Consider the following 18,648-nt stretch of genomic DNA (forward strand, 5'->3'; position numbering starts at 1 on the left):
GTCAATCCCTTCATCGGCATGAAGCGATATATATTCCAGATGATCATCAGTCGCGCATACTCCGGGATCCTCCCTGACCGGCCGACGCCTTGCGCTGCTTACGTTTCACCGCGGTGATTCTGATGATGATGCCGGTGCTGAACGCCTGGGCCGGCCCGGGGGCGAACTGGCGGAACGGCTGGCGGGCCGACCGGCCTGCAACCGCTGCCCCGGCGCAGCGCACCGCTGGCGCGCCGGTGCCGGCCCTGGCCGTACTGACCCTGGAAGGGGCTGGAGACCGCTGGCAGGCCCGGGTCGACAACCGCGTGGCCGGGCCGGTCCAGGTCGAACTGCGCGCCGCCGCCGGCGCCCCCGCGCTGCCGGGGCTACCCGTTCAGACGGTAGTGGCCGCCGGCGCCAGCGTCGTGGTGACCCGCCTGCAGCCGCCGGCCGGTAGTACCACGCTCCGCCTGGATCTGACGGCCGTTCCGGGCGACCCCGGTGCGCGCCCGCAGAATGTGACCTACCTCCTGCCCTTCGATGCCGCGCGCATCCAGGTCAGCCAGGCACCGCAGGGGCAGTTCAGCCACAACGATGCAGAGAACCGCGAGGCCATCGACTTCGCCCTGCCCGAGGGCACGCCCGTGCTCGCGGCGCGGGCAGGAACCGTCATGCAGGTCCAGGCCGGGTATCAGGGCAATGGGCAGGACCGGGACCACGATCTGGGCCGGGCCAACCTGGTGCGGGTGCTGCATGAGGACGGCAGCATGGCGGTGTATGCCCACCTGCAGCACCACGGCGTACTGGTCCGCCCGGGCGAGCAGGTCCAGGCGGGGCAGCGGATCGGGCTCTCGGGCAACACCGGCTACAGCGCCGCGCCGCACCTGCACTTCGCGGTCCAGGTCAATGCGGGCATGCGGCTGCGCTCGATCCCGGCACGGATCGTCAGCCCACACGGCGAGCTGCACTTCGCCCGGACAACGGACGAGGCCGGCGCATCCGCCCTGCCCTGACCCCGGCTACGCCCGCCCCCGTTATACTGGGCGGCTCATCTCCATGAAAAGCGCCCCGGGCGGGCGCGTCACGCCATGTCCGAAGTCGCTACCGAAGCTGCGCGCCGCCGCACCTTCGCCATCATTTCCCATCCTGACGCCGGCAAGACCACGCTGACCGAAAAGCTGCTGCTGTTCGGCGGTGCGATCCAGATGGCCGGTTCGGTCAAGGGCCGCAAGGCCGCGCGCCATGCGACCTCCGACTGGATGGCGCTGGAAAAGGAGCGCGGGATCTCGGTCACCTCCTCGGTGATGCAGTTCCCGTACGAAGGCAAGATCGTCAACCTGCTCGACACCCCCGGCCACGCCGACTTCGGCGAGGACACCTACCGCGTGCTCACCGCGGTGGACTCGGCACTGATGGTGATCGACGTGGCCAAGGGCGTGGAAGAGCGCACCATCAAGCTGATGGAAGTCTGCCGCCTGCGCGACACCCCGATCATGACCTTCATCAACAAGCTCGATCGCGAGGGCAAGGAGCCCATCGATCTTCTGGATGAAGTGGAAAGCGTGCTCGGCATCCAGTGCGCGCCGGTCACCTGGCCGATCGGCATGGGTCAGCGCCTGAAGGGCGTGGTCCACCTGATCAGCGGTGAGGTGCACCTGTACGAGCAGGGCCGCAACTTCACCCGCCAGGATTCGACGATCTTCCCGTCGATCGATTCGCCGGGGCTGGCCGAGAAGATCGGTGAGCGCATGCTGGCCGACCTGCGTGACGAGCTGGAACTGGTGCAGGGCGCCAGCCATCCGTTCGACGTGGAGGCCTACCTGGCCGGCAAGCAGACGCCGGTGTTCTTCGGCTCGGGTGTGAACAACTTCGGCGTGCAGCCGCTGCTGGATTTCTTCGTCGAGCATGCACCGTCACCGCAGCCGCGCGCGACCACTGGCCGCATCATCGCGCCGCAGGAAAACAAGCTGACCGGCTTCGTGTTCAAGATCCAGGCCAACATGGACCCGCAGCACCGCGACCGCGTGGCCTTCATGCGGGTGTGCTCGGGCCGTTTCGTGGCCGGCATGAAGACCTTCCATGTGCGCACCGGCAAGGAAATGAAGCTGGCCAATGCGCTGACCTTCATGGCCAGCGACCGCGAGATCGCCGCCGAGGCATGGCCGGGCGATGTGATCGGCATCCACAACCACGGCACGATCTCCATCGGTGACACCTTCACCGAGGGCGAAGCGGTCAGCTTCACCGGCATCCCGAACTTCGCGCCGGAACTGTTCCGCCGCGCACGCCTGCGCGATCCGCTCAAGCTCAAGCAGTTGCAGAAGGGATTGGCGCAGCTCTCCGAAGAGGGCGCGACGCAGTTCTTCCGCCCGCTGATGAGCAACGACCTGATCCTGGGCGCGGTGGGTGTGCTGCAGTTCGATGTGGCGGCGTATCGCCTGAAGGACGAGTACGGCGTGGAAGCCACCTTCGAGCCGGTCAGCGTGACCACGGCGCGCTGGGTCACCTGCAGCAACGAGAAGAAGCTGGAGGAGTTCCGCGAGAAGAACGCCGGCAACCTGAGCATCGATGCCGCCGGCCAGCTGGTCTATCTGGCACCGACGCGGGTCAACCTGCAGCTGGCGCAGGAGCGCGCACCGGATGTTCGCTTCGCGGCCACCCGCGAAGCAGCGCACAGCATCTCGGTCAGCTGATCGCTCCACCGGTCTACCGGCTGAACAGGCGCGCGTGCATGCGCGCGCCATCGCGGCGATGATAGGGGGGAGCGGGCTCCCCCTCCCCGCACTCCGATCATCGCCATGACCTCTGTCGTTTCCGTTCGAGAAGAAATCGCCAGCGCCCTGACCCACGGGCTTGGCGCCGTCGCTGCACTGGCCGGCAGTGCGGTACTGATCACCCTGGCCGCCATCTATGGCGACGGCTGGCAGCTGGCCAGTGCGATCGTATTCGGGGTGGCGCTGTTGCTGTTGTATACGGCGTCCACGCTCTATCACGCGATCCAGCATCCGGTCGCCAAGGGCCGGCTGAAGGTGTTCGATCACTGTGCGATCTACCTGTTGATCGCCGGTACGTACACGCCGTTCACGCTGATCGGTCTGCGCGGGGGTCCGTGGGGCTGGGGGATGTTCACGGCAATCTGGGCGCTGGCGCTGTTCGGGGTGGTGTTCAAGTTGTTCTACACGGGCCGGTTCAAGCTGCTGTCGACGATCATCTATATCGCGATGGGCTGGATGGTGATGGTGGCGATCAAGCCGATGTGGCATTCGCTGGATGCGTGGACGCTGGGGTGGCTGTTGGCCGGCGGGGTGTTCTATACGTTGGGGACGGTGTTCTATCACCGGGAGTCGGTGCCGTATTCGCATGCGATCTGGCATCTGTTCGTGATCGGTGGGAGTGTGTGCCACTTCGTTGCGGTGACGGCGCAGATTCTCTGAGTGCTGTTTTCTGCCAGGCAAGTGCGACGGCACCCGGACCAGCGAGAGCACTAGCACTAGCACTAGCACCAGGACTAGCAACAGCAACGGCAACGGCAAGAGCAAGACCAAGAGCGACTCGGGCGTCAGGAATGCGCCAGGCGGGGTCGGCACGGGTGGGTCGGCGGGACACGCCGTGAATCCGTCCCTGGAGGCTCATGTCGCGCCATCCATGGCGCTCATGGTCCCGCCAACCCACCCGCACCGCCCCGCTCACCCTTGGCCGGTGGCCTGAGAAGGTCAGAATCCTGGTTGGACCGGATGCCAAGCATGGCCGACGCACCGCGCCTGGAGCAGTCATCGACAACGGCGGCGCCGACGGTCGACACGCCTCACCCTGACAGTACCCTTACCAATGCTTCGCGCTGCCTGCACGATGCAAGGGCAACCATGGGGATGTGAATACTGTGCCCTCCCCTGTTCCGTCCGATGCCCCTTCCCGTTCCCGCTGGCGCTGGCGTCGTCCTGGCAAGCGGGGGCAGCGGTGGTTGGCGATCCTGGTGTTTCTGTTCGCTGCGCTGTTGATCCTGATCGCATTGTGGGATTGGAACTGGTTCAAGGGACCGGTGGAGCGGGCGGTGCAGGCCAAGACCGGGCGTGCGTTCCATATCACGGGCGATCTGGATGTCGATCTGGGTCGGGTGACGACGGTGCGCGGTGATGGGCTGACCTTTGCCAATGCGACGTGGGCCAAGCAGTCGCAGATGGCGACGGCCGATCGGGTGGAGATCGATCTGCGGGTGTGGCCGCTGCTGCGTGGGCAGGTGCGGATTCCGGAGATCCGCTTGACGCGGCCGGATCTGTTGCTGGAAACCGCGCCGGAGAAGAATCAGCCGGGCAATTGGGATTTCCTGGGGCCGAGCGACGGTGATCCGCCGGTGCTGCAGCGGTTGTTGGTCGATGATGGGCGGCTGCAGTTCCGGGATGCGGCGGGCCGGACCGATGTGCTGGTGTCGCTCGACAGTGGCAAGCCACGCGACAAGGACAGTGGTCCGCCGCTGCTGGTGAAGGGCAAAGGGCGCTGGCAGGGCAATCCGTTCTCGCTGGAGGGCAATACCGAGTCGCCGCTCGAGCTGACCAATACCGGCCATCCGTTCCGCATCCATCTGGATGGGCGCGCCGGGAATACGCATGCGATCGCCAGTGGGACGTTGACCAATCCTTTCCAGTTGCGGGTGTTCAATCTGGAGTTGATGCTGAGTGGCCAGGATATGGAGGATCTGTACCCGCTGATCGGGGTCGCCATGCCCTCCACGCCGCCGTACAAGCTCAAGGGACAGCTCAAGCGCGACAACGCGATCTGGCGCTATGAGAATTTCACGGGCACGGCCGGTGACAGCGATCTGGGCGGGACCGCGCAGATCGATGTGAGCGGTGACCGGCCATTCCTGAAGGCGGATCTGGTGTCCAAGCGATTGGACTTCGACGACCTGGCCGGCTTCATCGGGGCGCCGCCGAAGACCGGCGCGGGGGAATCGGCCAATGCCGAGCAGAAGGCGAAGGCAGCCGCGCTGGCGGCCCGTGCCAAGGTACTGCCGGATACACCCTACAACCTGTCCAAGCTGCGCGCGATGGATGCCGATGTGCGCTGGAAAGCGCAACGGATCAACTCGCCGGCCCTGCCGCTGGATGACATGGATGCGCACCTCAAGCTCAACGACGGGCTGCTGCGCCTGGAACCGCTCAACTTTGGTGTGGCCGGCGGCGATATCCGCAGCACGATCCGGATGGATGCCCGCAAGCAGGCCATTTCCACGCAGTTGCAGGCCACCATCCGCAAGGTGCAGCTGGGCAAGCTGTTCCCCGATGCGAAGCTGGCCGAGCAGGCCTCCGGCGGTATCAGTGGCGACGTCAACCTGACCGGGCAGGGCAACTCCGTCGCGGCCATGCTTGGCAGTTCCGATGGCACCGTGGCGGTCGGCATCGGCCGCGGCCATGTCGGCAATCTGATCATGGAACTGGCCGGGCTGGATGTCGCCGAATCGGTGAAGTTCCTGTTCACCGGTGACAAGCAGATTCCACTGCGTTGCGCGTGGGGCGACTTCGGGGTGACCAACGGCGTGATGCAGTCGCGTTCGCTCGCCTTCGATACCACCGACACCCTGATCCTTGGCGAGGGCAAGGTGGATCTGAAACAGGAACAGCTGGATCTGCTGCTGCGACCGCGCCCGAAGGACATGAGCATCCTGGCGCTGCGCTCGCCGCTGCGCATCGGCGGAACCTTCAAGGATCCCTCGTTCCGGCCGGACTTCAAGGCGCTGGGCATCCGCGGGGCGATCGCCCTGGCGCTGGGCAGCATTGCCCCGCCCGCCGCGCTGCTGGCGACGATCGAAACCGGGCCGGGCGAGGACAGCAACTGCGGTGGCCGCTACGCCAAGTGATTCCGGCCCATTCTGGCCAGATGCCGACTCATGGCCGGCATGCCGGCCAGCAAGGATCCACGCTCAACCGGCGACGATGTACTGTTGGAGCTGATCGAGTTTCTGTGCTTGTTCGTCGATCACCGACTTGACCAGGTCGCCGATCGAGATCACGCCGAGGACCCCGTTGCCATCGACCACCGGAAGGTGGCGGATGCGGTAATCGGTCACCAGTTGCAGGCAGTGCTCGACCTGCTCGCCTGGCGCGACGGTCACCACCTTGGGGGTCATGATCTCGCGGACTTCGGTTGTGCGTGAGGAGCGTTCGTGCAGCACGATCTTCCGCGCGTAATCGCGCTCGGACAGAATGCCGACCAGGTGCCGGCCTTCCATCACCAGAACCGCGCCGATGCCCTTTTCAGCCATCAACCGGATGGCGTCGATCACCGCCGACGTCGGGGCGACTGCGAATACCTCAGGGGACTTGCCTTCCAACAGCTGTCGTACCGTGGTCATCTCGCTGCTCTCCACCGATGGGATGCAGGGCCGAGTCTGCCACGAACGGGGCCTGCCAGGTGTCAATCAGGTACAGCGGGCGCTGTTTGGATTCTTCGTACAGCCGGCCCAGGTATTCACCGATCAGGCCCAGCGCGATCAGCTGTATCCCGCCAAGGAACAGGATCACCGCCATCATCGTTGGCCACCCAGCGACACGGTCGCCGTACAGCGCGGCCTTCAGCACCACGACCAGCGCAAACAGGAACGCGAAACTCGCCGCTGCCAGGCCCAGATAGGTGGTCACCCGCAGCGGCGCGGTCGAAAAGCCGGTGATCCCTTCCAACGCGAAGTTCCACAGCCGCCAGAACCCGAACTTGCTCTCCCCGACCAGCCGCGCATGGCGGTGGTAAGGCAGGGCCTTGCGCCGGAAGCCCACCCAGCCGAACAGCCCCTTCATGAAGCGGTGGCGCTCACGCAGCTGACCCAGCGCCTGCAGCGCGCGCGGCGACAACAGGCGGAAGTCGCCGGTATCGGCCGGAATCGGTGTCTTGGACAGCCGCCCGATCACCCGGTAGAACGCCTTGGCTGTAGACCGTTTGAGCCAGCTTTCGCCATCGCGCACCAGGCGCGTGCCGTACACGTTGTCATAGCCCTGTTGCCACAGCGCGACGAACTCGGGAATCAGTTCCGGCGGATCCTGGCCATCGGCATCGAGGATCATCACCGCACCGTCGTCGACGAAATCCAGCCCGGCGGTGAGCGCCGCTTCCTTGCCGAAATTCCGCGAGAGCCGCAGCACGCCGACGCAGCCGTCGGCAGCGGCCAATCCCTGCATGACGTCCCATGTCGTATCGGTACTGCCGTCGTCCACATACAGCACGCGGCCGTCGATACCTTCCAGTCCATCGAGCACCGCACGCAGCCGTGGGTGCAGCATCGGCAAGGCAAGCGCTTCATTGTGGGCGGCGACGACGACGGTCAGGCGTGGGCTGTTCATGCGGCGATTGTAGCGTCAGCCAATCACGTTCATGAACGCTCAATCCTCGCTGAGGTAACCACTCCCGCCCAACTGCCGCGCCTGCCGCTGGATCCATGTCGCGCGGCGCTGGACGTAGGGTCCGGGCTGGGCCGCGTTGTAACGTCGCGGTGATGGCAGCACCGCTGCCAGCCGCGCGCTTTCGGCCGGGCTCAGCCGCGACGCGTCCTTGTTCCAGTACTGCCGGGACGCGGCCTGCGCGCCATAGATGCCGTCGCCGAACTCGGCGATGTTGGCGTACATCTCCAGGATCCGCGACTTCGGCCACAGCGCTTCGATCAACACGGTGTACCAGACCTCCAGGCCCTTGCGGATCCAGCTGCGGCCCTGCCACAGGAACAGGTTCTTGGCGACCTGCTGGCTGATCGTGCTGGCCCCGCGCAGGCGGCCGCCGCGTGCGTTGTGGTCACGCGCCTTCTCGATGGCCTGCAGGTCGAAGCCGTTGTGCTCCGGGAAGCGCTGGTCCTCGGCGGCCACCAGCGAAATCGGCAGGCTCGGCGCCATCTGGTCCAGGTCGCGCCACTGGTAGTGCAGCCGGTAGCTCCAGTCGCCCTCCCCCAACGCTTCGCCATAGCGCCACAGCATCACGCTGGACACCGGCGGGTCGATGAAACGCAGGGCCAGCACCTGCAGCACACTGAAGCCGACAAACAGTACCGGCAGCCACAGCAGGCGCTTCCAGTGCCAGCGGCGCGGACGTGACGGTTCCAGGTCCGGCTCGACCTTGAGGTTGCTGCGCTCTGCCCCCATTACTGGTGCATCCTTTACTTGCACGGTTGTCGGCGCATTATCCGGCAACCGGCACTCCTTTCGCGCAGCCACCGAACCGATGACCGCCCAATCCGACTCCCTTGTCCGTTTCCTGCTCCCCGATGCCGGCGTCCGCGGCGTGCACGTGCACCTCGATGACACCTGGCGGGAGATCCTGTCCCACGCGGTCTATCCGCCGGGCGCCGCTGAACTGCTCGGCGAGGCCAGCGTGGCCTCGGCGCTGTTCACCGGCCACACCAAGGTCGATGGCCGGCTGTCGATCCAGCTGCGCAGCAACACCGCGATGCGTACCCTGTTCGCCGAGTGCACCGCGGCCGGCACGCTGCGCGGCATCGTCCAGCTGGCCGACGGCGGCGGCGACGCCCCGCGCGACCTGACCGCGCTGGGCGAGGACGCGCTGCTGGCGATCACCATCGAAAACCCCGGCCTGGACCCGCGCGAACCGCAGCGCTACCAGAGCCTGGTCGGCCTGACCGCAGCCGGTCTGGACGAAGCCTTCGAGGATTATTTCCGCCAGTCCGAACAGCTGCCCACCCGGCTGCTGCTGGCCGCCGACGGCACCCGCGCCGCAGGCCTGCTGTTGCAGAAGCTGCCGGGCGATGAAGGCGACCAGGACGGCTGGTCGCGTGCCAGCGCGCTGTTCGAGACCCTGGGCAAGCAGGAACTGCTGGAGGTACCGGGCCACGATCTGCTGCACCGCCTGTTCCATGAAGAGACGCCGGAACTGCTCGGCGACAAGGCCCTGCGCTTCGCCTGTTCGTGCTCGCGCGAGCGGGTGGCAGGCATGTTGCAGTCGATTGGCGAGGAAGAGGCCCGGGCTGCCGCCGAGCCAACCGGCGCGGTGGAAGTGCGGTGCGAATTCTGCGGGCAGGAGTATCACTTTCCGTTGACGGAATTCGACATACTGTTCCGCGAGATGGATGTATCCTCGCCGGCACCTGAACGGCTTCAGTAAACTTGGCAAGCGTTTTGTTCTGGGGAGAACCAAGACTTGTTAAGAAATCATAAACGCCCTAGGATCAATGTCCCGCTTCGGCGGGAACTTGTGTTCACCGCGCTTGTCTGAGAGTTCCAATGCATTCCCTTCTGCGTCTACCGCTGGCCCTGATGATCGCCCTAGGCGCGATCTCGGGCGCGCATGCGCAGGCCAAGGGCAAGCAGGACGGCACCGTGTTGCCGGTCTGGAACAAGGGCAGCGGCAAGGTGGAGGCGTTGCTGTATCTGGAACCCACCGGCGAGCAGGCGGTCGGTGCGCGCTGGCATTTCGGCCGCAGCTCCCTGGACGCGGCCTTCGGCCTGTCCTCGGGTGACTCGCTGGGTCTGCTGTGCAACAGCAGTCGCGGGACGAGCATCAGCGGATTGGCCAGCCATTGCATGCTGGCGACACTGGGCGATGAGGAAGACAACACGCTCAGCCGCCGCGTCAGTGGCACCGCCGCGTTCAACCGGCCTGGCGGCCGCGTGGGCATCACCGCCGGCAGCGGCCGCGACACCCTGCCCGCGTGGCTGGCTGGCCCGAACAAATCGCCTTCGCTGCGCGCCGAACAGAACGACCTGACCGTCTTCGGGCAGAAGAACATCGGCCGCGAGGGCTTCGTCTCGATCGGCGGCACCTATGCCAAGGCGCGTCTGGTCCCCATCGCGGACGCCTCGCCGGCGATCGTGGACCGCTGGGACAGCAAGAGCCTCACCATCGGTGCCGGCTATGGCAACTTCAGCGGCAACATCATCGGCCGCGTGGTCGATGTTCCGGGCCAGCCCGGCAAGTGGGAAGGCCTGGGGGTCGGCCTGACCTGGCGCACGCCGTGGAGCGGGCAGCTCACCGTGGGCGCCGAGAACGTGGTCACCCGCGGCAAGAACCCGTTCGCCCCCCGCAACGAGAGCACGGACGAGGGCACCGTCCCCTACGTGCGGTACGAGCAGGATCTCTGACCTGTCGTTGCGACGACCCGTCAATACACGTCATCCAAAGGGCGCCTCCACGAGGCGCCCTTTTTCGTTTGGGCTGCCTGTCAAGGGCGCACACGGCCCATTCAGGGTGAAATTTTTTTAACAAAAATCTTAACAAATGAGACGTTTTAGGCGGCAGATATCGCTTAGAGCCTTATGCTGCAAAGGCTTTGCCGAATTTCACCTAAATCACATGGAACATTAACGGCTCTTTAATTTTTAGTTGCACGTGGTTACTATCGAGTCAGCTTCACGGATTGGGAACGCCTTTCGTCCCCGCGCTGAAGCCCATCCCAACACGTTGCACCCAAGTCAACTTGGAGAGAGAGCCCAATGAATCGCAACAGCAACAAACTGCGTGACGCCGTCGTCCTCGCGCTGATCGCCAGCGCTGCCGGCACCGGCAGCGCCGTCGCCCAGGAAGCCACTGGCACCACCAATCTGGACCGCATCTCGGTCACCGGTTCGCGCATCCGCCAGGTTGACGTCGAGACCGCGCAGCCGGTGCTGACCATCTCGCGTGCAGATATCCAGAACCAGGGCTTCAGCTCGGTCGGCGACATCCTGCAGAACATTTCGGCCGCCGGTAGCCCGAACTTCAGCCGCGCCTCGCCGCTGACCTCCAACCAGGAAGCCGGTGGTCAGTACATCGACCTGCGCAACCTGGGCGCACAGCGCACGCTGGTGCTGGTCAATGGCAAGCGCCTGGGCATCAGCCCGGACGGCTACCAGGACATCTCCATCATCCCGACCTCGATGGTCGAGCGCATCGACGTGCTGAAGGACGGCGCCTCGTCGATCTACGGTTCGGACGCGATGGCCGGTGTGATCAACATCATCACCCGCAAGAACTTCGACGGCCTGGAAGCGAACGTCTACAAGGGCCAGTACAGCCAGGGCGATGGCGAGAAGGAAACCTACGACTTCGTCATGGGCTTCTCCGGTGACCGCGGCTCGCTGACCGTCGGCGCCGAGTACCACAAGGAAGAAGGCGTGTGGGCCAAGGATCGTCCGTTCACGGCCGACACCTACCCGGATTGGGATCCGGCCTCCTCGCTGACCCCGGTCGGCCAGTACGGTAACTACAACCGCTTTGCCAACCAGTTCAACCGCAATGCTGCGGGCGCGCTGGTGCTCAACGCCCAGGGCAACCCGGTCCGCCGCAGCGCCGGCTGGTCGGTCGCCAATCAGGGCAGCGATGCCATCGGTGCCAACGACTTCCACCCGCAGACCGCTGCGGATCAGAGCCGTTCGTCCGATCAGATGCACCTGCTGACCCCGCTGGAGCGTCGTTCGCTGTTCGTCAGCGGCAACTACGACATCACCGACAACGTCCGCTTCACCACGGACCTGTCCTACACCAAGCGCCAGTCGCAGCGTCAGATCGCCGGTTACCCGCTGCAGTCGTCCGCCTTCGGCGTGCCGATGGCCGGCGCGGTCTATCAGACCAATCCGGATGGCAGCCGCACCCTGGTCAGCAATGGCAGCTACTTCAACCCGAACGGCAATCGTGACCTGTACCAGGCCGACGTCGCCAGCTTCGTCGATGCTGATGGCAACCCGCTGTACTCGCAGACCAACGACGTCGACTTCCGTCGCCGTGGCTGGGAAGTCCCGCGTACCACCGATTCGACCCTGACCACCTGGCGTTTCGCCGCGGCACTGGAAGGTTCGTTCGAAATCGGTGACCGCTTCTTCAACTGGGATGTCGGCGCGCTGTACAACGAAAACGACAGCCTGCTGATCAACAACGGCAACTTCTACATCCCGGCCGTCGCCGCGGCTGTGGGTCCGTCGTTCCTCAACTCCTCCGGCCAGGTCGTCTGCGGCACCCCGGGCAACGAGATCGCCGGCTGCGTGCCGTGGAACCCGTATGCCGGCTACGGCGCAGGCAGCGACCAGTACTCGCTGGGCGATCCGAACGTGCAGAACTACCTGTTCCGCGAAGAACACGCCACCGGCAAGACCACCACCCACAACTACTTCGCCAACCTGTCCGGCACCATCGTGCCGCTGCCGGCGGGCGACCTGGGCTTCGCGGTCGGCTATGAATACCGCAAGGAAAGCGGTGCGTTCAACCCGGATGCGATCGCCCAGTCGGGTGACTCGACCAACCTGGCGTCCGGTCCGACCAAGGGTTCCTACGCCCTGGATGAGTTCTACCTGGAATTGAACATCCCGATCCTGGCGGATCTGGCGTTCGCCAAGGAACTGACCCTGGACGTGGCCACCCGTTACTCGGATTTCACCAGCTTCGGTGACACCACCAACAACAAGTTCGGCCTGAAGTGGCGTCCGATCGACGACCTGCTGGTCCGTGCCACCTATGCCGAGGGCTTCCGCGCCCCGACCATCGGTGATCTGTACGGCGGCACCTCGCAGACCTTCCCGACCAACTTCGTCGATCCGTGCGACAGCGTCTACGGCGACGTCCGCGGCAGCGCACGCTGCGTCCAGGATGTCGGCCAGGGCTACCGCCAGCTGTCGCAGGGCTTCGTCCCGACGACCGGCCGTGCCGCACAGAGCCCGGTGCCGTTCAACTCCGGCTCGAACCCGAACCTGACCCCGGAAACCTCCGAGTCCAAGACGGTCGGCTTCGTGTACAGCCCGAGCTACGTCACCGGCCTGAGCGTGGGTGTGGATTGGTGGAGCATCCGCATCGACAACACGATCGTCAGCGACAGCCCGAACCTGATCATGGAAGACTGCTATGTCCGCCTGATCGAATCGCGCTGCTCGATGTTCAGCCGTGACCCGAACAACGGCAACATCGTGGGCACCCTGAACTACGGCAACCGCAACGCCGGTTACACCGAAACCGAAGGCTTCGACTTCGACATCAGCTACAGCCGTGACACCGATTTCGGCCGCTTCTCGGCCAAGTCGTCGACCACGTACGTGGGCAAGTACGAAGAGAAGTCCACGGACGATGTGGACGCCGTGCCGTCGCAGAACAATGGCTTCGGTGCATTCTTCCGCGTGCGCTCGAACCTGGGCCTGGGCTGGAGCATGAACGACCTGTCGGTCAACTGGAACGTGCGTTACTTCTCCGGCACCAAGGAAAGCTGCCGCTTCCCCACGCGTTGCACCCTGCCCACCTACAGCGCACCGGACACCCTGGGCGTGATCTCGCCGCAGACCGAGCTGGGCGCAGTGACCTTCCACGACGTGCAGGTGTCCTATGCCACCCCGTGGAATGCCACCGTCGCCGTGGGCGCCAACAACGTGTTCAACAAGGTCGGCCCGATGATGACCTCGCAGCCGAACTCGAACTTCTCGTACTACGGCGGCTACGACATCGGTCGCTTCCTGTACATGAAGTACTCGCAGAAGTTCTGATCGATCCACTGATCAACAACGTCTGATGCAACGGCCCCGAAAGGGGCCGTTGTTTTTTGTGGCGACGCGCGGCCCCGTCCAACGGCCGCATACAAAAAAGGCCGCGTTTCCGCGGCCTTCTGCTTGCCTGCAGCGATCAGATCACCCCAGCGGGATCAGCGTCTCGATCACGTGCTCGACATAGGCCTCGAAATCTTCGCGGGCCTGTTTGGGCTGCTGCAACTGCAGCGACAGCTGCAGGAAGCCGACATAGGCGGCATAGGCCAGGCGTGCACGGTGCTGCGCATCCGTGCGGCTGAGCCCGGCCTGGCGGAACGAGGCGACCAGGTACTCCAGGCGGCGATGCGAGACACGGTCGATGACCGGGCGCACCATCGGGTGATCCAGCGCCTTGAGCAGTTCGCTGTAGATGATGTGCGGCTGCACCTCATGCGCCACCACCTGGAACAGCTGGCGCAGGCGTACGCGCGGGTCGGTCACATCGGCCAGGCTGCCGAACACCTGCTCCTGCTCGAACAGCTCCCAGCGCTCCAACGCGGCCTGCAGCAACGCATCGCGCGAGGGGAAGTGCCAATAGAAGCTGCCTTTGGTGACACCCAGGCGCCGCGCCAGCGGTTCCACCGCAACCGCGCCCACGCCTTGTTCGGCAATCAGATCCAGTGCGGCCTGGGCCCAGTCTTCGGCACTGAGGCGGCTGTTGCGGCCGGCACGTGGCTCGCCGGCGGAAGCTTCGGGTTCATTCATAGGTGGATTTAACCATACGCCGGGGTTGGTTGCAGTACGTCAATGCACACAGGGGCGCCTGGAGCCTCGCCGCACAAGGGATGTCCCCACCATACTCCCAAGTATTGACATCGCACAGGGCAGGTCCATACTAGCGAGTATGGTCACTCCTTCTTCTACTCTGCCCCGTTTTGACGATGAGCGACTGACCGGCGCGCACGACGCCGTGCTGGCCGCCACCCGGTCGGGCCCGGGGCGTCGCGGCACCGTGCTGTTCGCCCACGGCTTCGGCCAGACCCGGCATGCCTGGAATGCCACCGCGGCCGCGCTGGTCGACGCCGGTTACCAGACCCTGTCCTACGACGCACGCGGCCATGGCGATTCAGACTGGAATCCGGCCGAACGCCCTTACCACGGCGAACAGTTCGCCGATGATCTGATCGTGCTGGCCGGCGAGCAGGCGCAGCCGCCGATCCTGATCGCCGCCTCGATGGGCGGCCTGTTCGGTTTGCTCGCCGAGTCGCGCTGGCCGGGCCTGTTCTCGGCGATGGTGCTGGTGGACATCACCCCGCGCTGGGACACCGCCGGGGTCGAAAAGATCCTGATGTTCATGACCGCACACCCCGACGGCTTTGCCTCGCTGGCGCAGGCGGCCGATGTGATCTCCGCCTACCTGCCGCACCGCCCGCGCAAGTCGGACGATTCCCTGCGCGCGTTGCTGCGCGAGGACGGTCACGGCCGCTGGCGCTGGCATTGGGACCCGCGCCTGGTCGCCGAACTGGCGCGTGACAGTGAACACCACCAGGACGCGCTCGCCGACGCAGCGCGCCAGGTGAAATGCCCATTGCTGCTGGTCAGCGGTGGCCGCAGCACCCTGGTCACCCCGCAGACGGTGGCCGAGTTCCTCGCGTTGGTGCCACATGCACGCCACGTGCAGCTGCCGGAGGCCACGCATATGGTCGCCGGTGATGACAACAACGCCTTTACCGCTACTGTGTTGGACTATCTGGACGTGTTGCCCTCGGCCTCCGCCGTCGCATCGTCCGCCATTACCGAGCACGTCACCGGAGCACGCTCATGAGCATTGTCGTTCCCTTCCTCGTCGTCCTGTTGGCAGGTGCGTTCGTCGCCTACCACCGGATGCGCCTGATCACCTGGACGATCATCAGCCTCGTGCTGCTGGCCGCCTGCTGGTTCATCCCGTACGTCAACCAGACCGCCACGATCGTGGCCGCGGCCATCGTCGCCGTGATCGCCGTGCCGCTGCTGCTGCCCTTCATCCGCAAGCCGCTGCTGACCGCGCCGATGATGAAGGTGTTCCGCAAGGTGCTGCCGCCGCTGTCGCAGACCGAGCGCATCGCGCTGGAAACCGGCTCGGTCGGTTTCGAAGGCGAGCTGTTCACCGGTGACCCGGACTGGAACATCCTGCTCAACTACCCCAAGCCGCAGCTCACCGCTGAGGAACAGGCGTTCCTGGACGGCCCGGTCGAAGAGCTGTGCAAGATGGTCAACGACTGGGAAATCACCCACGTCTACGCCGACCTGCCGCCGGAGCTGTGGAGCTTCATCAAGAAGAACAAGTTCTTCGGCATGATCATTCCGAAGGAATACGGCGGCCTGGGCTTCAGCGCGCTGGCCCACCACAAGGTGATCCAGAAGCTGGCCTCGGTGTCGAGCGTGGTCAGCTCCACCGTCGGCGTGCCCAACTCGCTGGGCCCGGGTGAACTGCTCAACCATTACGGCACCCAGGAACAGAAGGACCAGTACCTGCCGCGCCTGGCCGATGGCCGTGAAGTGCCCTGCTTCGGCCTGACCGGTCCGTTCGCCGGCTCGGACGCCACCTCGATTCCCGATTACGGCATCGTCTGCAAGGGCGAGTGGAACGGCGAGCAGGTGCTCGGCGTCAAGCTCACCTTCGACAAGCGCTACATCACCCTGGCCCCGGTGGCCACGCTGATCGGCCTGGCCTTCCGCATGTACGACCCGGATGGCCTGATCGGCAGCACCCGCGACATCGGCATCACCCTGGCGCTGCTGCCGCGTGATACCGCCGGCGTGGAAATCGGCCGTCGCCACTTCCCGCTCAACTCGACCTTCCAGAACGGCCCGATCCGCGGCAAGGATGTCTTCATCCCGCTGACCCAGCTGATCGGCGGCGCCGAGAAGGCCGGCAAGGGCTGGAACATGCTCAACGAGTGCCTGGCCGTCGGCCGCTCCATCACCCTGCCCTCCACCGCCAGTGGCGGTGCCAAGGCCGGTGCGGTGGTGACCGGTGCCTATGCCCGCATCCGCAAGCAGTTCGGCCTGTCGGTCGGCCGCTTCGAGGGCGTGGAAGAAGCGCTCGCCCGCATCGGTGGCAAGGCTTACGCGATCAGCGCGCTGTGCCAGGCCACGGCGGCGGCGGTGGACCGCGGCGACGTGCCGTCGGTGCCGTCGGCCATCGCCAAGTACCACTGCACCACCATGAGCCGTGAAGTGATCTCGGACGTGATGGATGTGATCGGCGGCAAGGGCATCATCCTGGGGCCGCGCAACTTCGCCGGCCGCAGCTGGCAGGCCGCGCCGATCGCGATCACGGTGGAAGGCGCCAACATCATGACCCGCAGCCTGCTGATCTTCGGCCAGGGTGCGATCCTGTGCCACCCGTGGGTGCTCAAGGAAATGAAGGCCGCGCAGGATCCGGACACCCGCGCCGGCCTGCAGGAATTCGATCGCAGCCTGTTCGGCCACATCCGCTACGGCATCTCCAACGCCGTGCGTTCGTTCTGGTTCGGCCTGACCGGTGCGCGTTTCGGTGCCGCCCCGGGCGATGCCTACACCCGCCGCTACTTCCGCAAGCTGGACCGTTACTCGGCCAACCTGGCGCTGATGGCCGACATCTCGATGATGACGCTGGGCGGCAAGCTGAAGTTCAAGGAATCGCTGTCCGGCCGCCTGGGCGATGTGCTGAGCCACATCTACATGACCAGCGCCATGCTCAAGCGTTACCACGACGAAGGCGCCCCGGCCGCCGACCAGCCGCTGCTGGCCTGGGCCTTCCATGACAGCGTGCACAAGATCGAAGAATCGCTGTCGGCCGCCCTGCGCAACTTCCCGGTGCGCCCGATCGGCTGGCTGATGTGGGCGCTGATCTTCCCGTTCGGCCGCCGTGCAGAAGCCCCGGGCGACCGCCTCGGCCACCGCGTGGCCGCGCTGCTGATGGCGCCCAACGAGGCCCGCGACCGTCTGGCCAGTGGCGTGTTCCTGACCCCGTGCGAGAACAACCCGGGTGGCCGCATCAACAGCTACCTGTCCAAGGCGATCATGGCCGAGCCGGTGGAGCGCAAGTTCATCAAGGCGCTCAAAACCAAGGGCATCGAGGCGCTGGACTTCGTTACCCAGCTGGACGAAGCCGTGGCCGAAGGTGTGATCACCCAGGACGAACGCACCCTGCTCGAAGAGCTGCGCACGCTCACCCTGGAAACGATCACCGTGGACGACTTCGATCCGGAAGAACTGCGCTCGGCGGGCTACTACAAGCGCCAGCAGAAGGACGCGCAGTCGCAGGCCGCGTGATCCCGGCCACCAGGTAAACCACAACGGCGGACTTCGGTCCGCCGTTTCTTTAGGGAGACCCCCGATGTCCGCTCCACTGCTCACGCTTTACCGCCGCATGCAGCGTTGGCCTGCCGGCAACTGGCTGTTCTCGCGCGCGGTGTGCGTCAAGGCGCCCTACTTCGCCAGCATCGCCCCGCGCATCACGCTGCTCGAACCGGGCCGCTGCGAAGGCCGCATCGCGCACCGGCGCAAGGTCACCAACCACATCGGCACGGTGCACGCGATCGCGCTGTGCAACCTGGCTGAGCTCACCGCCGGGCTGATGGTGGATGCCTCGCTGCCCAAGGGCATGCGCTGGATCCCGAAGGGCATGGAGGTGCAGTACCTGGCCAAGGCGACGGGCACCCAGTATGCCGTGGCCACGCCGGAGCAGCCGATCGTGGCGGCCGAGGCGGGTTACGCGCTGCCGGTGAAGGTGCAGGTGCGCGATGACGCCGGCACGGCCGTGTTCGAGGCACGGATCGCCATGTGGGTGTCGCCGGTCAAGCGTTGATCGGTGCCGCGCAGCCACCCATGGGGTGGCTCTACCCCCCGGTCAGGCCGGCACCATCCACCATGCCGCTACGGCCAGGATCGCCGGCAGCGCCTGGATGAAGAAGATCCGCTTGTTGACGCTGTACGCGCCATAGCAGCCGGCCACGATCACGCAGCCCAGCATGAAGTTGACCAGCATCGGCAGGTGATCGAACAGGCCCCAGAACAGGCCCGCGGCAAGGAAGCCGTTGTACAGCCCTTGATTGGCCGCCAGCACCCGCGTGGCCTGCGCCTTTTCCGGCGTATTGCGGAAGGTCTTCAGGCCCAGCGGCCTGGTCCACAGGAACATTTCCAGGACCAGGAAATACACGTGCAGCAGGGCGACCAACAGGGTCAACGACAGCGCGATCCAATACATGGGCTCAGGTTCCTGGAAGACTGCAGAGAG

15 protein-coding genes are annotated in these 18,648 nt (G+C 65.4%); 10 read left to right on the forward strand and 5 right to left on the reverse strand.

Annotation, left to right across the window (positions count from 1 at the left end):
• The first annotated feature begins 89 nt into the window (after positions 1-89).
• The 4 genes from ABE472_RS09820 to ABE472_RS09835 all read left to right on the forward strand — a co-directional run bounded on the left by ABE472_RS09820 (position 90) and on the right by ABE472_RS09835 (position 5,833).
• Complete coding sequence (locus ABE472_RS09820) at positions 90-992, forward strand: M23 family metallopeptidase (RefSeq protein ID WP_313219752.1); 903 nt, start codon at positions 90-92, stop codon at positions 990-992.
• A 75-nt stretch (positions 993-1,067) separates the two neighbouring features.
• Complete coding sequence (locus tag ABE472_RS09825; RefSeq protein WP_313210984.1) at positions 1,068-2,672, forward strand: peptide chain release factor 3; 1,605 nt, start codon at positions 1,068-1,070, stop codon at positions 2,670-2,672.
• A gap of 99 nt (positions 2,673-2,771) precedes the next feature.
• On the forward strand, positions 2,772-3,413 hold the full coding sequence (locus ABE472_RS09830) for a hemolysin III family protein (protein WP_172407499.1): 642 nt from the start codon (positions 2,772-2,774) through the stop codon (positions 3,411-3,413).
• A 437-nt stretch (positions 3,414-3,850) separates the two neighbouring features.
• The gene (locus ABE472_RS09835) at positions 3,851-5,833 is read left to right on the forward strand and encodes an AsmA family protein (RefSeq protein WP_346466101.1); all 1,983 of its coding nucleotides are present in this window, start codon (positions 3,851-3,853) and stop codon (positions 5,831-5,833) included.
• 63 nt (positions 5,834-5,896) lie between these two features.
• Here ABE472_RS09835 and ABE472_RS09840 read toward each other — a convergent pair whose 3' ends face one another.
• From ABE472_RS09840 to mtgA, 3 genes are read right to left on the reverse strand one after another with little or no spacing between them, the layout of a single operon-like run.
• Positions 5,897-6,328, reverse strand: coding sequence for a CBS domain-containing protein (locus ABE472_RS09840; protein WP_313212927.1), 432 nt, complete (start codon positions 6,326-6,328; stop codon positions 5,897-5,899).
• On the reverse strand, positions 6,288-7,307 hold the full coding sequence (locus tag ABE472_RS09845; protein ID WP_313219749.1) for a glycosyltransferase family 2 protein: 1,020 nt from the start codon (positions 7,305-7,307) through the stop codon (positions 6,288-6,290). Before ABE472_RS09845 ends, ABE472_RS09840 begins: the two co-directional genes overlap by 41 nt.
• Before the next feature lie 39 nt (positions 7,308-7,346).
• The gene (gene mtgA / locus ABE472_RS09850; RefSeq protein ID WP_313212924.1) at positions 7,347-8,096 is read right to left on the reverse strand and encodes a monofunctional biosynthetic peptidoglycan transglycosylase; all 750 of its coding nucleotides are present in this window, start codon (positions 8,094-8,096) and stop codon (positions 7,347-7,349) included.
• 79 nt (positions 8,097-8,175) lie between these two features.
• On the opposite strand from mtgA, the gene ABE472_RS09855 reads away from it, so the two are divergent.
• The 3 genes from ABE472_RS09855 to ABE472_RS09865 all read left to right on the forward strand — a co-directional run bounded on the left by ABE472_RS09855 (position 8,176) and on the right by ABE472_RS09865 (position 13,406).
• Positions 8,176-9,072 carry an Hsp33 family molecular chaperone HslO gene (locus ABE472_RS09855; RefSeq protein ID WP_313219748.1) on the forward strand — a complete coding sequence of 299 codons (897 nt, stop codon included), beginning with the start codon at positions 8,176-8,178 and terminating at the stop codon, positions 9,070-9,072.
• Positions 9,073-9,224: 152 nt separating this feature from the next.
• On the forward strand, positions 9,225-10,049 hold the full coding sequence (locus ABE472_RS09860; protein ID WP_183073752.1) for a hypothetical protein: 825 nt from the start codon (positions 9,225-9,227) through the stop codon (positions 10,047-10,049).
• 351 nt (positions 10,050-10,400) lie between these two features.
• The gene (locus tag ABE472_RS09865) at positions 10,401-13,406 is read left to right on the forward strand and encodes a TonB-dependent receptor (protein WP_346466102.1); all 3,006 of its coding nucleotides are present in this window, start codon (positions 10,401-10,403) and stop codon (positions 13,404-13,406) included.
• Positions 13,407-13,547: 141 nt separating this feature from the next.
• On the opposite strand, the gene ABE472_RS09870 is transcribed toward ABE472_RS09865, so the two are convergent.
• Complete coding sequence (locus tag ABE472_RS09870; protein WP_019185113.1) at positions 13,548-14,150, reverse strand: TetR/AcrR family transcriptional regulator; 603 nt, start codon at positions 14,148-14,150, stop codon at positions 13,548-13,550.
• A 139-nt stretch (positions 14,151-14,289) separates the two neighbouring features.
• On the opposite strand from ABE472_RS09870, the gene ABE472_RS09875 reads away from it, so the two are divergent.
• From ABE472_RS09875 to ABE472_RS09885, 3 genes are all read left to right on the forward strand, one after another.
• Entirely contained in the window at positions 14,290-15,210 is a 921-nt protein-coding gene (locus tag ABE472_RS09875; RefSeq protein ID WP_313212918.1) for an alpha/beta hydrolase, read from the forward strand.
• Positions 15,207-17,684: an acyl-CoA dehydrogenase gene (locus ABE472_RS09880; protein ID WP_346463275.1), complete on the forward strand. Its 2,478-nt coding sequence runs from the start codon at positions 15,207-15,209 to the stop codon at positions 17,682-17,684. The genes ABE472_RS09875 and ABE472_RS09880 overlap by 4 nt, the downstream gene beginning before the upstream one ends.
• 64 nt (positions 17,685-17,748) lie before the next feature.
• Positions 17,749-18,219, forward strand: a complete 471-nt coding sequence (locus ABE472_RS09885) for a hotdog fold domain-containing protein (protein ID WP_313219746.1) — start codon at positions 17,749-17,751, stop codon at positions 18,217-18,219.
• Between the two features lie 42 nt (positions 18,220-18,261).
• Here ABE472_RS09885 and ABE472_RS09890 read toward each other — a convergent pair whose 3' ends face one another.
• Entirely contained in the window at positions 18,262-18,618 is a 357-nt protein-coding gene (locus tag ABE472_RS09890) for a DUF1304 domain-containing protein (RefSeq protein ID WP_346466103.1), read from the reverse strand.
• Positions 18,619-18,648: the final 30 nt, after the last annotated feature.

Source organism: Stenotrophomonas sp. TWI809, from assembly GCF_039673205.1.
Classification (GTDB): domain Bacteria; phylum Pseudomonadota; class Gammaproteobacteria; order Xanthomonadales; family Xanthomonadaceae; genus Stenotrophomonas.